10 protein-coding genes are annotated in these 14,115 nt (G+C 63.8%); 9 read left to right on the top strand and 1 reads right to left on the bottom strand.

From position 1 onward, the window contains the following. Positions 1–204 precede the first annotated feature (204 nt). The 9 genes from HEP73_RS18660 to HEP73_RS18620 all read left to right on the top strand — a co-directional run bounded on the left by HEP73_RS18660 (position 205) and on the right by HEP73_RS18620 (position 12,755). Positions 205–429, top strand: coding sequence for a YdcH family protein (locus HEP73_RS18660; protein WP_009575526.1), 225 nt, complete (start codon positions 205–207; stop codon positions 427–429). Positions 430–631: 202 nt separating this feature from the next. After that, positions 632–2,002: a pyridoxal-phosphate dependent enzyme gene (locus tag HEP73_RS18655; RefSeq protein WP_185821079.1), complete on the top strand. Its 1,371-nt coding sequence runs from the start codon at positions 632–634 to the stop codon at positions 2,000–2,002. Between the two features lie 82 nt (positions 2,003–2,084). Further along, positions 2,085–3,272, top strand: a complete 1,188-nt coding sequence (locus HEP73_RS18650; RefSeq protein WP_185821078.1) for a cystathionine gamma-synthase — start codon at positions 2,085–2,087, stop codon at positions 3,270–3,272. Position 3,273: 1 nt separating this feature from the next. Continuing rightward, entirely contained in the window at positions 3,274–4,107 is an 834-nt protein-coding gene (locus HEP73_RS18645; protein ID WP_185821077.1) for an ABC transporter permease, read from the top strand. Next, positions 4,097–5,464, top strand: coding sequence for an ABC transporter ATP-binding protein (locus HEP73_RS18640; protein ID WP_185821076.1), 1,368 nt, complete (start codon positions 4,097–4,099; stop codon positions 5,462–5,464). The genes HEP73_RS18645 and HEP73_RS18640 overlap by 11 nt, the downstream gene beginning before the upstream one ends. Before the next feature lie 37 nt (positions 5,465–5,501). Further along, positions 5,502–7,619: a class I SAM-dependent methyltransferase gene (locus HEP73_RS18635; RefSeq protein WP_185821075.1), complete on the top strand. Its 2,118-nt coding sequence runs from the start codon at positions 5,502–5,504 to the stop codon at positions 7,617–7,619. Continuing rightward, entirely contained in the window at positions 7,598–9,913 is a 2,316-nt protein-coding gene (locus HEP73_RS18630) for a glycosyltransferase family 2 protein (RefSeq protein ID WP_255423551.1), read from the top strand. The genes HEP73_RS18635 and HEP73_RS18630 overlap by 22 nt, the downstream gene beginning before the upstream one ends. Further along, entirely contained in the window at positions 9,914–12,211 is a 2,298-nt protein-coding gene (locus HEP73_RS18625) for a glycosyltransferase family 2 protein (protein ID WP_185821074.1), read from the top strand. 43 nt (positions 12,212–12,254) lie between these two features. After that, positions 12,255–12,755 carry a hypothetical protein gene (locus tag HEP73_RS18620; protein ID WP_185821073.1) on the top strand — a complete coding sequence of 167 codons (501 nt, stop codon included), beginning with the start codon at positions 12,255–12,257 and terminating at the stop codon, positions 12,753–12,755. Between the two features lie 6 nt (positions 12,756–12,761). On the opposite strand, the gene HEP73_RS18615 is transcribed toward HEP73_RS18620, so the two are convergent. Further along, the gene (locus HEP73_RS18615; RefSeq protein ID WP_185821072.1) at positions 12,762–13,691 is read right to left on the bottom strand and encodes a methyltransferase domain-containing protein; all 930 of its coding nucleotides are present in this window, start codon (positions 13,689–13,691) and stop codon (positions 12,762–12,764) included. Between the last annotated feature and the right edge of the window lie 424 nt (positions 13,692–14,115).

Genomic DNA, 14,115 nt, shown 5'->3' with positions numbered 1-14,115 from the left:
TCCCAGGCGATACATCGTCGCCTGGTTCCACGGAGACTCCGGGCCGATGAAGCAGTGGCACGCACCGCAGCGAGACGTTCCAAGGGCAGCAGGCCCGGGCGTTGCGGTGGAGTGGCTGGCGACCCGCGCGACTCCGCTCCCAGGCAACGCCCCGTGCCGTTCCGGCCGGGGCGTTCTTGTTTCCAGCTGAAGGAGGCTATTCCTATGTTCGAAGGGCAACCGCAGACCGAAATCGACGCGTTGATCAAGTCCGATCCGGAATTCAAGCAGCTCTACCAACGCCACAAGACCCTGGACAAGAAGTGCATGGACGCCGAGCTCGGCGTGCTGCCGATCGACGATCTCACCCTGTCGCAGATGAAGCGGGAAAAGCTCGCGGCCAAGGAAAAGCTGTTGCGGCTCTACGACGAGCAGCAAAAGCCTCACTGATTCCTCTCTCCCACGACAAGCGTTCAATTGTCGCGGGCGGTGGCCGGCCTCCTCGTCGGCTTGCCACCGTCCGCGTCATCTCCTCCCGAAGCCGCGATCGCGGCTTTTTTCGTGCCGGTTTGGCGCTATGTCTGACATTCCGGCGCATACCGCGGATAATCACCGGTCCAGCCGCTATGACGGCGCGATGCATCCGGACGCGATGGCCATTCACTCTTCCGTACTCGACCTGATCGGCGACACCCCCATCGTCAAGGCCAGCAAGCTCGACACTGGCGTGTGCGAGCTGTACCTGAAGCTGGAAAGCGCCAATCCCGGCGGCTCGATCAAGGACCGCATCGGCCTGTCGATGATCGAGGCGGCCGAGCGCCGCGGCGAACTGAAGCCCGGCGCGGTACTGGTGGAGGGCACTGCCGGCAACACCGGCATCGGCCTGGCCCTGGTCGCCCAGCAGAAGGGCTACAAGCTGATCCTGGTGGTGCCGGACAAGATGAGCCGGGAGAAGATCTTCAACCTCAAGGCGATGGGCGCCGAAGTGGTGCTGACCCGCTCGGACGTGGCCAAGGGCCATCCCGAGTACTACCAGGACCTGGCCGCGCGCCTCGCCGCCGAGACCCCTGGGGCCTACTTCGTCAACCAGTTCGGCAACCCCGACAACCCGGCCGCGCACGAGTTCGGCACCGGCCCGGAGATCCTGCGGCAGATGGACGGCAAGCTGGACGCGATCGTGTTCGGCTGCGGCAGCTCCGGCACCATGACCGGCTTGTCGCGCGCGTTCGCCGCCGCCTCGCCGCATACCGAGCTGGTGCTGGCCGACCCGGTCGGCTCGATCCTGACCGAGTACATCGAGCAGGGCACGGTCAGCGAGAAGTCCGGCAGCTGGCTGGTAGAGGGCATCGGCGAGGATTTCCTGCCCGACATCTCCGACTTCTCGCGGGTCAAGCAAGCCTATTCGATCAGCGACGCCGAGAGCTTCCATACCGCGCGCGAATTGCTGGCCAAGGAGGGCATCCTCGGCGGCTCCTCGACCGGCACCCTGCTGGCCGCCGCGCTCAAGTACTGCCGCGCGCAGACCGAGCCCAAGCGCGTGCTGGTGTTCGTCTGCGACACCGGCAACAAGTACCTGTCGAAGATGTACAACGACTACTGGATGCTGGACAACGGCTTCCTGGAGCGCCCGCAGCACGGCGACCTGCGCGACCTGATCCTGCGCCCCTACAGCCAGCGCGACACCGTGGTGGTCGGCCCCAACGACCTGCTGACCACCGCCTACCAGCGCATGAAGCTGTACGACGTGTCGCAGCTGCCGGTGATGGATGGCGACCAACTGGTCGGCATCGTCGACGAAAGCGACGTCTTGTTGCACGTTTATGGCGACGAGGCACGGTTCCGCGATCCGGTTTCCACGGCCATGGTCAGCAAGCTCGACCGGCTCGACGTGAAATCGCCGATCGAAGCGCTGCTGCCGGTGTTCGACCGCGGCCAGGTCGCCATCGTGATGAACGACGGCGCCTTCCTCGGCCTGATCACCCGCATCGACCTGCTCAACTATCTACGCCGCCGCGTCCAGTGACGGTGCCTCGTGGACGGCTCCCGATACAGGGGGCCGTTCAGACCTCGCTGCTAGAATCACGCCCCTTCTCCGGGAACCCCTCATGACGGACCACACGTCCAACCCCAATGGCGACGGCCGCGCGCTGTCGCTGGCGACCCTGGCGATCCATGGCGGCCAGCATCCGGACCCGTCCACGGGCGCGGTGATGCCGCCGATCTATGCGACCTCCACCTACGCCCAGTCCAGCCCCGGCGAACACCAGGGCTTCGAGTACTCGCGTACTCACAACCCGACCCGCTTCGCCTACGAGCGCTGCGTCGCCGCGCTGGAAGGCGGCTCGCGCGGCTTCGCGTTCGCCTCGGGCATGGCGGCCACCTCCACGGTGATGGAGCTGCTGGACAGCGGCAGCCACGTAGTGGCGATGGACGACCTGTACGGCGGCAGCTACCGCCTGTTCGAGCGCGTGCGCAGGCGCACCGCCGCACTGGACTTCAGCTTCGTCGACCTGACCGATCCGGCTGCGTTCGCCGCCGCGATCACGTCCAAGACCAAGATGGTGTGGATCGAGACGCCCACCAACCCGATGCTGAAGATCGTCGACATCGCCGCGATCGCGACCATCGCGCGCCAGCACGGCCTGCTGGTGGTGGTGGACAACACCTTCGCCTCGCCGATGCTGCAGCGCCCGCTGGAACTGGGTGCGGACATCGTCGTGCATTCGGCCACCAAGTACCTCAACGGCCACTCCGACATGGTCGGCGGCATCGCCGTGGTCGGCGCCAACCCCGAACTGGCCGAGCAGCTGGCGTTCCTGCAGAACTCGGTGGGCGGCGTGCAGGGCCCATTCGACAGCTTCCTGGCGCTGCGCGGGCTCAAGACCCTGCCGCTGCGGATGCGCGCGCATTGCGACAACGCGCTGCAGCTGGCGCAGTGGCTGGACACCCATCCGGCGATCGACAAGGTGATCTACCCCGGCCTGGCCTCGCATCCGCAGCACGCCCTGGCGCAGCGGCAGATGTCCGGCTTCGGCGGCATCGTCTCGATCGTGCTCAAGGGCGGCTTCGACGCGGCTAAGCGCTTCTGCGAACGCACCGAGCTGTTCACCCTGGCCGAATCGCTGGGCGGCGTGGAAAGCCTGGTCAACCATCCTGCGGTCATGACCCACGCCTCGGTGCCGGTGGAACGGCGCGCCCAGCTCGGCATCAGCGATGCGCTGGTGCGGTTGAGCGTGGGGGTCGAGGATGTGGGGGATTTGCAAGCCGACCTCGATCGCGCGCTGCGGAGCTGACATGCACAACGTGCTGCAACGGGCGAATCGCATTTCGCCGACCGGTCCGTTCCATGCCTGGTTGCACTATCCCAGCCTGACGATGGAGATGACCCGGCGCGACGTGCTCGGACGCTATCGCGGCGCCAGCTTCGGCTTGCTGTGGTCGCTGATCAGCCCCTTCATGATGCTGATCATCTACACCTTGGCGTTCGGCTATGTGCTGAAATCGCGCTGGCCGGGGACCAGCGGCAACATCGCCGACTTCGCCATGCTGCTGTTCCTCGGCTTGATCGTGCATGGCCTGTTCGCCGAATGCCTGACGCGTGCGCCCACCCTGGTCATCGGCAATTCGAACCTAGTCAAGCGGATCGTGTTTCCACTCGATGTCCTGCCCTGGACGATGGTGCTGTCGGCGCTCTTCCACGCCTGCACCAATTCGCTGGTGTTCGTCGTGCTGAACCTGATCGTGCGGCATGAAATGCACCCGACGCTGATCTTCCTGCCGATCGTGTTCCTGCCGCTGGCGGTCGGATTGCTCGGCCTGGGATGGCTGCTGTCCTCGCTGAGCGTGTTCCTGCGCGACATCGGCCAGATGACCGGCGTGATCGCCACGGCGACGTTGTTCCTGTCTTCCGCCATCGTTCCGGTGAGCACGCTGCCGCCGAAGTACCAGTTCGTCTTCCACCTCAATCCCCTGACCTTCATCATCGACGAGGCGCGCGACGTCGCGTTCTGGGGGCGCGCGCCTGATTGGGCGGGCTTGGGGATGTATACGCTCGGCGCGCTGGCGTTCGCCTATTTCGGTTACTTCGTCTTCCAGAAGACGCGCCGGGGATTCGCCGATGTCCTCTGAGCTCTTGACCGTAGCGCAAGCGGACAGCCCGATGTCCAGCGACGCCGACCTGGTGGTCGACGCGCGTGGCGTCGGCAAGTGCTACCACATCTACGACCGGCCTTCGCACCGCTTGCTGCAGGGTCTGGTGGGCGGCTCGCGGCGCTACTACCGTGAATTCTGGGCATTGCGCGGCGCCGACCTGCAGGTGCGCCGTGGCCAGACAGTCGGCCTCATCGGCCGCAACGGCTCGGGAAAATCGACCTTCCTGCAGATGATCGCCGGCACGCTGACCCCGACCGAGGGCAGCATCCAGGTGAAGGGGCGCGTGGCGGCATTGCTGGAACTGGGGAGCGGCTTCAATCCCGAGTTCACCGGACGCGAGAACGTCTATCTCAATGCGGCCATCCTCGGCTTGAGCAAGGAAGAAGTGGATGCGAGCCTGGATCGCATCCTCGCGTTCGCCGACATCGGTGCGTTCATCGACCAACCGATCCGCAGCTATTCCAGCGGCATGGTGGTGCGCCTGGCGTTCGCGGTGCAGGCGCAGGTGCACCCGCAGCTGCTGATCGTCGACGAGGCCCTGTCGGTCGGCGACGCGAAGTTTCAGGCCAAGTGCTTCGCGCGGCTGAAGCAGCTCAAGGACGATGGCGCTTCGATCCTGCTGGTCAGCCACTCGGCCGATCAGATCGTGCAGCATTGTGAGTTCGCGCAGTTGCTCGATAGCGGCCGCGTCCTGCGCCAAGGCAAGCCCAAGGACGTGGTCAACGCCTACTACAACCTGCTGTTCGGCAGCGGCGATACCGATGCCCCCGCGCCCGACGCAGGCGAGCGGGCCGCAGACGCGCCGTTCGAGGAGAGCGTGCCGTTCTCCGGCGAGGGCAGTGGTTACGAATCGCGCCCCAACTACAATCCCCATGAATTCCGCTGGGGCGACGGTGCCGTACGCATCACCGACTTCGAGTTGCGATCGGCGCAAACGCTTTATCCGCCGATTCTCGAGTGCGGCCAGGAAGTGCGCCTCGTGGTCAGAATGGTATTCGAGCGCGAGGTGATCAAGCCGATCGTCGGCTTCACCTTGAAAACGGCCGAGGGTGTCGTCGTTTACGGGACCAATACCGAGTACAAACCGCTGCCTGCGTTCACCGCTGGCGGCGCTGCCGGCAGCGCGGTCGATGTCGTGGCCGCCTTCCGCTGCGACTTGGCCGATGGCGACTATTTTCTGTCCGTTGGCGTGGCCAGCCGCGGCGAAGAGGATGTGGTGCCCCACGACAGGCGCTACGACAGCATTCATTTCAAGGTGATCAACGCCGATTTCTTCGGTATGGGCGGGCTGGACATGCGGCTGGAAGTCGCAAGTCCTCGCCAGGCTGTTTGATCAATCACGCCGACGATGATTCGAGAGGACGCATTGCATGATTGATTCATTGGCAGCCGCTGGCTATGTCATGCCTGCGGACGTCGCCGTATGGCGCCGCGAGGGCTACGACAGCATCGGCTACAGCGATGGCGACAACTCCGAAGATGGGTTGCTGGCGACATTGCGCGCCGCTGCCGACGTCAGCGTGTTTTCTTCCGAGCTGGCGGCCGCGTGCGTCGATTGGCCGAGCCGTTATCACCTGTCCACGGAGCGCGCGAACCTGCTGCGGCCGTTCGCGCAGCATCTGCAGCCGGGTGCGAGGGTTCTCGAAATCGGCGCCGGATGCGGCGCGGTCACGCGCTATCTCGGCGAGAGCGGGGCGGACGTTCTGGCGTTGGAGGGTTCGTTGCGGCGCGCAAGCATCGCCCGCGAGCGCACTCGCGAGTTGCGCAATGTCGTGGTGGTGGCCGAGCGCTTTCAGGATTTTTCCGTGGCTCAGCGCTTCGACGTCGTGACCCTGATCGGCGTGCTGGAGTACGCCAGTCTGTTCTCCGACGCGCAGAACCCTGCGCTGCACATGTTGCAGGCCGCAAAGCAGCTGCTGGCGCCAGGAGGGCGCCTGATTCTGGCCATCGAGAATCAGCTGGGTCTGAAGTATCTGGCCGGCGTGCCGGAAGACCATCTGGGGCAGCCGATGGTCGGATTGGAGGATCGCTATCAACCGCGTGGCGCGCGCACCTACGGACGCAACGAGCTCGATTCGCTGCTCCGGCGCGCCGGCTATGCGCGCAGCCGTTTCTCGGCGCCGTTGCCCGATTACAAGATGCCGGCCACGATCCTGACCGAGCGCGGCATCTCGGCCGACCCCGCCCTGTTCAATGCCGGCGCGCTGGCGGCGCAGGCGGTTCGCCGCGATCCCCAGCTCACGCCGACGACATTCAATCTTCAGCGTGCCTGGCCGGTGGTCGCGGCCAACGGCTTGGCGCTGGATCTGGCCAATTCGTTCCTGGTGGAAGCCGTGGCCGACGATTCGGCGATGGCCGAGCAATCGGCGCTGGCGTATCACTACAGCACGCAGCGGCTAGGCGCCTACGCTCGGGAAACGCTTTTCGTGGCGGAGCAGGATCAATCGGTGCGGGTGCATGCGCGCAGGTTGTCCGACTCGCCCTCGGCAGAGGCAGGGGTACGTCTGCAGGTGCAGAGCGATACCGACTATTTCCAGGGTCCCCTGCTGGTCGACGCAATTCGCGCGGTGTTGAGTCAGCCTGGCTGGACCCAGGCCGACCTGATCGCGGAAGTGCGGCGCTATTTGCAGGCATTGGCGCAGGTGCTGCACGGCGAGGGTCATGCCGTTGCGCTGGACAGCGTCGACAGCGTTTTGCCCGACGACTATCTCGACGCCACGCCATCGAATTTGCTGTGTACTGTCGATGGCCGGATCGTCTACTTCGACCGCGAGTGGATCGCCGAGCGCCCGACGCTCGGCTGGCTGCTGCTGCGCTCGCTGTTGTTCACCTATGGCGGCAGTGTCGTGGCGGCGATGGCGGAAGGCGAGCCGATCGATTTGCGGACTCTGCTGCGGGATGTCGTGGCTGAGGTGTTCGCTCCCTCGGCAAACAGCGGTTTCGATCTCTGGCTCGATCGCGAATTGGCGTTTCAGCACGAGGTCACGGGCAAGGACCAGCGCGACGCGATCGAAGGTATGCTCGATGCGCCCGTGCCGCGTGCCGCAGCGGCGGTTGCTGCCGCCGGGCACCAGCACGTACAGATCGCCGACGGGTTCGCATCGCTTCAACACTCGCTCAATCTGGCTGGCCAGCATGGCGTGAACATGTATGCCTCCATCGCAGCGCTGCACACTGCGCTTGGAGACGGTCTTGCGCAGACGGTACCGGCGTTGCAGCGGATTCAGGCCGTCGTCCAGCAGTTGGCCGAGGGCCAGGGCGCCTTGCACGACCGAATCGTCGCCACCGACGATCGTCTGGTCGATTCGATCCAGCACTGGAGTGCGCTGCAGGATGAATTGACCAGCCGGCTCAGCGACGCGCTGGACCGGATGGAGCGAGGCGTAGCGCTGGAAGCCAAGGTGGAAGCGCTCGCCACGGCCCAGAGTCAGCAGATGGCCACGCTTGCGCAGTTGCAAGGACGCAGATGGTGGAAGTTGCGGCGGTGACCGTGGCGGATCCGAGCCAGCGACCGCCGGTGCGGCTGCGCTGGGATGCGACGCCGTTGGCCGATCTTGCCTGTATAGCCTCTGGCGAGGTCGCGACCTGGGAATCTGTCGGACCCGATCCGCAGTTCGCGCTGGCCCAGCCGATGCTGCCGCTCGCCGCAGGCTGGTACCGGCTGCGTGGTGTCTTGCGCGAATTGGATGGGCGCCTGACCAACCCCTGCCTCTATCCGGACTATGGTAACGGGATCGCCGAGGACACCCGAATCGATCTCGCGCTGGTCGCTGGTAGCGGCATCCTGGATGTCGTGGTGCAGTTCCCAGAGCCATTGCAGGCGCTGAGGTTCGACCCGACAGATGCCTATGCGAGGTTCGAGTTGGGGCTGCTTGAGTGTTACCGGTTGAGCGAGCGCGAAGCCTTCTGGTTGCTGCTGCGCGGCGGTGTCGGTGAACGGCTGCGCGATGCGCCGCAGGAAGCGCTGGAACTGGTCGATGATGCGCAGTCGCAGTGGCGCGAGCAGGGCGCGAGCGCGTCGTTGCATGCCCTATTGCGCACGGGGCGTGCGGACACGACGGCGCGTGATGCCGGCTATGCGACCTGGGTGCTGCGCGAGGATCGGCGACTGGCCGAACTGGTATCGACGCCAGACAGCGACACGCGTATCCAGGCGCCTGTTCTCTCGCTGATATTCCACGATCGAGCGGCAGCGGATTTTTCGGCATGCCTCGATGCGCTGGGTTCCCTGACGGGTCAGGCAGTCGAAATCGTGGCCGATGCCCGGCAACTGGGCGATTGGCCCTTGGGTCGTGGGCTGCCATCGCTGCAGGTGGTGGATGCTTCGGCTTTGCTGGGTGCGCGTCTGCGCGCTGCGCAAGGCGCCTACGTTGCAGTGTTGGCGGCGGACGATCGCATCCATCCGATGATCGCCAAGGTTCTCGCCGAGGTGGTCCCACTTCCTGCGGCGGCCTTGGTCTACAGCGACGAAGACAGGGTGGATGAAACTGGGCGACGTTTCGCGCCGCTGTTCAAGCCGGCTTGGGATCGCCTGCGCTGGTACGAGCAGGACTATCTCGGGCGCAGCGCCTTCGTGCGCAGGGACGCACTTGTGGATGGCCTGCTCGATGGCCTCGATCCGGATGCGCCGTGGTTCTCGCTGCTGTGCGCGCTGATCCATGAGTACGACGCGATCCCGTTGCACTTGCCGCACATGTTGCGTCACGTGAACGGCGACGTCGGCCCGGTCTGTGCCCCGTTCGCACGTAGCGAAGCAGATGCGATGGCGCGCGCGCGGGTGCTCGGCCAGGCACTGCAGTCCCAAGGCGCGCGGATCCATGTGCTGGACCAGCAGCGCTTGCGTGTGCGATACGCGCTGGACGCCGAGCCGGACGTCGAGATCATCATCCCGACGCGCGATCGCATCGATCTTCTCGAGCAGTGCATTTCCACTCTGCTCGCCAGGACGGACTATTCTCGCTATCGCATCACGGTGGTGGACAACGGCTCGGTCGAGGCGCAATCGCATGCCTATTTCGAGGCGATCGGCCAAGTTCCGCGGGTCCGGGTATTGCGCTACGACCGCCCGTTCAACTATTCCGCGATTAACAACTACGCCGTGGCGCATTGCACTGCGCAGATTGTGATCTTGCTCAACAACGATATCGAAATCACCGATGCGGGATGGCTGCAGGAACTGGTGCGGCTGGCTTCACGCCCGGGGGCGGGGGCGATCGGCGCGAAGCTGTTCTATCCGGACGGGTCGCTGCAACATGCTGGTGTCGTGCTGGGAATCGGCGGTGTCGCCGCACATGCCTTCGCCCACGCACCGCACGATTTCGCAGGCGAGTACGGACGCGCTCTGCTGACGCAACGCTACTCGGCGGTCACCGCGGCTTGTCTGGCAGTGACACGCGCGGCGTATGTCGCAGTGGGCGGACTGGATGAATCGATCGCGGTGGCGTTCAACGATGTCGACTTCTGTCTGCGGCTGCGCGCGCACGGGTACGACAATGCGTGGACGCCGCACGCCCAGGCCTACCATCACGAATCGGCCAGCCGGGGCATCGAGGACGATCCGGTCAAACAGGCACGTTTCGCCGGCGAGGTCGCCACGATGAAGGCGCGTTGGCGGCGGGTGCTCGGTGACGACCCGGCCTATAGCCCATGCCTGTCGCTCGAAGCGCCCGCGTTCTCGCTAGATCCCGACCGTCACGCGCTGGCGCTGGCACGGGATTTACATCCCGTTTATCCTATAGAGTACGCTCCCCCGGTGACCCGAGGGGCTTTCCCCGAGAGTTAGATGTCCGAAACGATTGCACTTAGCGTCACTCCGCTGCAGCAGATTGCGCCGCTGGCTCCCGAATTTCCCGTCACGGCAGCGCACGTTGCGGTGTGGCGCGCCTCCGGCAGCGATCCGCAGGTGGAGCTGCGTTGGCAGGGCGAGGCCCTGGTTGGCGGCTGGTACCTGCTCTCCGGCGAGCTGTCGGTCTATCGCGGGCGCATGTTCGCGCCGGTGCTGTATCCGACTTATCGGGTCAGGCACAGCGGCGAGGCCGAGCGCATCGATCTTCCTCTGAACATCCCCAGCGGCGAAACGCGGCGGTTCGAGATCGTGGTCCGTCTGGTGGAGTCGACCACCGGCATTCGCTTCGATCCTTCTGTGGCGCCGATGGATTTCAGTCATTCCGCTCTGCACCTGCAGCGCATCGAGCGCGGCGACGCCATGCGGCGTCTCTTCGGCGCATCGTTCGATCGCCGCGAAGGCGGCGTGAACAAGCTGCGGCTGTTGGCGCGAACGGCGATCGATCTGCTGACCAAGGGCGTCCGCAGGATGGCCGATCGGCTCTATCACGAATACGCGACGCGCATGCTTTCGGGGTCTTTCTCTGACTACGAGGTGTGGCAGGAGTTCTACGATTGCCGCGATGCCGCGTGGAAGGTGGCTGCAGAAGCGGAACTCGCCTCGCTGACGCACAGGCCGCTGGTCTCGGTCATCGTCCCGACGTACAACACCCCCGAGCGCTGGTTGCGGCGCTGCATCGAAAGCGTGCGCGAGCAGGTCTACCCGAATTGGGAGTTGTGCATCGCCGATGATGCGTCTACCGATCCTGCGGTGACGCGGGTGCTTGCCGAATATGCCGAACTCGACGATCGCGTGCGCTTCCAGCGCCGAGAGCGGAACGGACATATTTCCGCAGCGTCGAACACGGCCCTGCAGATGGCCGGGGGCGAGTTCGTGGCATTGCTCGACCACGACGACGAACTGCATCCCTTGGCCCTGCTCAAGAGCGTCCACGCGTTCGAGAACAATCCGCAGTGGCAGATGCTGTTCACCGACGAAGACAAGATCGACGTGGAAGGGAAGCGTTCGGATCCCTATTTCAAGTCGGACTGGAATCCGGATCTGTTCCTTTCGCAGAACTGCGTCTGCCACTTGACGGTCTATCGTGCCGAGCAGGTGCGCGCGGTTGGCGGTTTCCTTGAGGGGTTCGAGGGCGCCCAGGATTGGGATCTGACGTTGCGGGTCGCCGAGAGGCTGCCTCACGATGCGATCGGTCATCTTCCGCTGGTGCTGTACCACTGGCGCATGATCAGCGGCTCCACCGCGATGGCGCCGGGTGAAAAGTCGTATGCGCATCTTGCCGCGCTACGCGCCGTCCAGGCGCATCTCGACCGGACCGGCAACGGCGGGAAGGTGCTGGAGATGGCGAGCTACAGCGGCTATTTCCGGATTTCCTATCCGCTGCCCGAGCCAGCGCCGCTGGTCAGTCTGCTGATTCCCACCCGCGATCGCATCGATCTGCTCAAGCAGTGCATCGATTCGATTCTGGAACGCACCGACTATTCGAACTACGAGATCGTGGTCATCGACAACGACTCCCAGGAGGAAGCGTCGAGGGAGTATTTCGCGCAGGTCCAGCAGGATCCGCGCGTGCGCGTGTTGCCGTATCCGCATCCGTTCAACTACTCGGCGATCAACAACGCCGGCGCACGCGTTGCGCGCGGCACGGTGCTGGGCCTGCTCAACAACGATATCGAAGTCATCAGTCGCGATTGGCTGGACGAGATGGTCGGGCACGCGTTGCGTCCCGAGATCGGGGTTGTGGGCGCGATGCTGTATTACCCCAACAATACGATCCAGCACGCTGGTGTGATCCTCGGCATCGGTGGCGTGGCGGGGCACTGCTATGTGGGCATGGCGCGTGGCTGGCCGGGCGACAAACACCGCGGCGGCTTGGCGCAGAGCCTGAGCGCGGTGACCGCGGCCTGTGCAATCGTGCGCCGTTCGGTGTTCGAGCAGGTCGGTGGCCTGGACGAGCAGCTGGAAGTGGCCTTCAACGACGTCGACTTCTGCCTGCGCGTGCGCGAGGCCGGCTATCGCAACCTGTGGACCCCGTTCGCCGAGCTCTATCACCACGAATCGGCTTCGCGTGGCTACGAGACAACCCCGGAAAAGATCGCCCGCTTCAAGCGCGAGGAGAGCTTCATGAAGGCGCGCTGGGGCAAGGCGTTGCAGCAGGATCCGTACTACAACGTCAATTTGACAACCGAATCGACGCCATTCACGTTAGCTTATCCGCCACGCGTTGTGAGTTAAGTAGCTTCTTCTTGCATCGTGTCAATCACTCTGGAGTCCTGACGTGCGACCGATTACCTTGATTGTTCCCCTGATGCTGACATCGCTGGTCGCGTGTAAGCAGCATGAAGCTCCGATCCCGGGAGATTCGAGCACCGATGCAGTCAAATCGGCGGTATACCAAATCCCCGTACAACCACTCGCAGCTGGTGGCAACTGTGCATTGGATTCAGTGAACGGTGCGCCGGCGGCGAATGCGTCGCTCAAGACCGGGACCGGCTCATCGTTCGTAGGTTGGATGGGCGACGCGCAAAAGCAGGTTCCCGAGAAAGCCGAGCTGATTTTCAAAGGACAAGGGCAGTCCTATCAGTATCCGCTTCGTGCGGGGGGCGAGCGTCAGGATGTGGTGGCGGCACTCGGCGCTCCGGGGCTGGCCCTGTCCGGCTATAACGTCACGCTTTCGCTTGGAGGGGTGGCGCCTGGCAAGTACGCTCTTTCCATCGTCAATGGTGGAGAGCCTGCGACCGAGTGCAATCTGAACGTCGAACTCACCGTCATCAACTGATCGCAATCAGCGCCAGCGCCGTCTCTCGCTACGTCCGTACTCGACGTAGTGGTCGTTGGGATCCACTCCGGCCGCGCGTACATCAGGATTGAGGTCATAGTAGAGGTTGGCGTCGAATCCTTCCGGCAGCGAGCGGTAGCGCTCGCCTGCCGCAGGATAGCTGGCCATCCGCGACGCCCTGTCCATTTGGTCGGCACGGCCTAGCCGTACCAGAAATTCGTTTTCCGCGGTGCCGCGCAATTCGAGAAGATGAAGTTCCAGTATGCCGGCGGCCACGACAGTGCGCATTAAATTGCAGAAGGATTCCGGTGTGAAAACCCAGCAGTGAACGTCGAAATAATCGCCGCTCGCCAGCACATGTCGGGCAATCGACAACGCGTGGTCGGGCTTGCGGCTGAGTTTGAGTTCCTCAAGTGCTGGCTGATGGTTCCAGCTGATTTTATCATCGAGCTTCACTTCATTGGCGAGCGCATCGAAGATGCGACCAGGCGAAGGGCGCGAATGTTCCAGCAGCGCTGCCTCCACCCATTCTCCAGCGGTGGTTTCCCGCCGCAGAGCGTCGAAGCAGCGTCCTCGATCCGGTATCGCCAGTGCCACCCATCCTCCATCCTCCAGCAGCGTGTGAATGTCGGTCAGCCATTTGATCGGATTCGGGACATGCTCGATGACATGCGATGCGATGAGATAGCGAAACTGCTCTTCACCCACCGCCTCAAGTAGTCCGCCCGGGCCGATGATGTAATCGATCTCTGGAATGCCTGCTGGATCCACCCCTGAATGGGCAGCATACTTTTGAATGAGGGCTTCCCGTCCCAGGTGGTCGGCATAGCGGATCTTCGCTCCCGGCCTGCCCACGATGGGTCGATTAAGCGGCCCAATCTCCAATCCCAAGTAATTTTCTGTGACGCCTTGGCGTAACCATGCAGTACGATCCATCTTGCCTCCAATGACCAATTGCAATGTTGCAAAAACAGGTCGAACGGCTTCTTCCTGGAAAGGCTTGGTACAAAATCTGATCGCGGCTTAGGCTTGCGAGCGTGCCTCAGTCTTCTTGGGTGGGCAAGATTTTTCGCAACGTTGGGTCGTCGAGCATCTGGCGCAGAAGATCCGCACTGGGCTAGGGTATCTCGAAATGGGGTGCGTTCAATGCTTTTGGGTTGCCGGTACGTAGATACTGCAGCGTACTGAGCTGTTGTGGAGCAAGCGCGCCCGATCTGCCTGCCAATTTCGTACTGTTCTATTCGACGGTTCGCTGCAACATGCAGGTGTCGTGCTGGGCATTGGCGGCGTCGCCACATGCCTTCGCCCATGCGCCGCACGATTTCGCTGGCGAGTACGGCACGCTTTGCTGACGAGGTCG

This window comes from Xanthomonas sp. GW (genome assembly GCF_014236815.1).
In the GTDB taxonomy this organism is placed as follows: Bacteria; Pseudomonadota; Gammaproteobacteria; order Xanthomonadales; family Xanthomonadaceae; genus Xanthomonas_A.
Note: the sequence above shows the minus strand (reverse complement) of the source record. Positions and strands in the feature narration are given on the sequence as shown.

What these genes read in the sequence shown, in the direction of transcription:
- HEP73_RS18640 (WP_185821076.1), top strand. Translation starts at nt 4,097, where the DNA reads ATGTCCTCTGAGCTCTTGACCGTAGCGCAAGCGGACAGCCCGATGTCC.
- HEP73_RS18625 (WP_185821074.1), top strand. Translation starts at nt 9,914, where the DNA reads ATGTCCGAAACGATTGCACTTAGCGTCACTCCGCTGCAGCAGATTGCG.
- HEP73_RS18655 (WP_185821079.1), top strand. Translation starts at nt 632, where the DNA reads ATGGCCATTCACTCTTCCGTACTCGACCTGATCGGCGACACCCCCATC.
- HEP73_RS18645 (WP_185821077.1), top strand. Translation starts at nt 3,274, where the DNA reads ATGCACAACGTGCTGCAACGGGCGAATCGCATTTCGCCGACCGGTCCG.
- HEP73_RS18635 (WP_185821075.1), top strand. Translation starts at nt 5,502, where the DNA reads ATGATTGATTCATTGGCAGCCGCTGGCTATGTCATGCCTGCGGACGTC.
- HEP73_RS18615 (WP_185821072.1), bottom strand. Translation starts at nt 13,691, where the DNA reads ATGGATCGTACTGCATGGTTACGCCAAGGCGTCACAGAAAATTACTTG.
- HEP73_RS18650 (WP_185821078.1), top strand. Translation starts at nt 2,085, where the DNA reads ATGACGGACCACACGTCCAACCCCAATGGCGACGGCCGCGCGCTGTCG.
- HEP73_RS18630 (WP_255423551.1), top strand. Translation starts at nt 7,598, where the DNA reads ATGGTGGAAGTTGCGGCGGTGACCGTGGCGGATCCGAGCCAGCGACCG.
- HEP73_RS18660 (WP_009575526.1), top strand. Translation starts at nt 205, where the DNA reads ATGTTCGAAGGGCAACCGCAGACCGAAATCGACGCGTTGATCAAGTCC.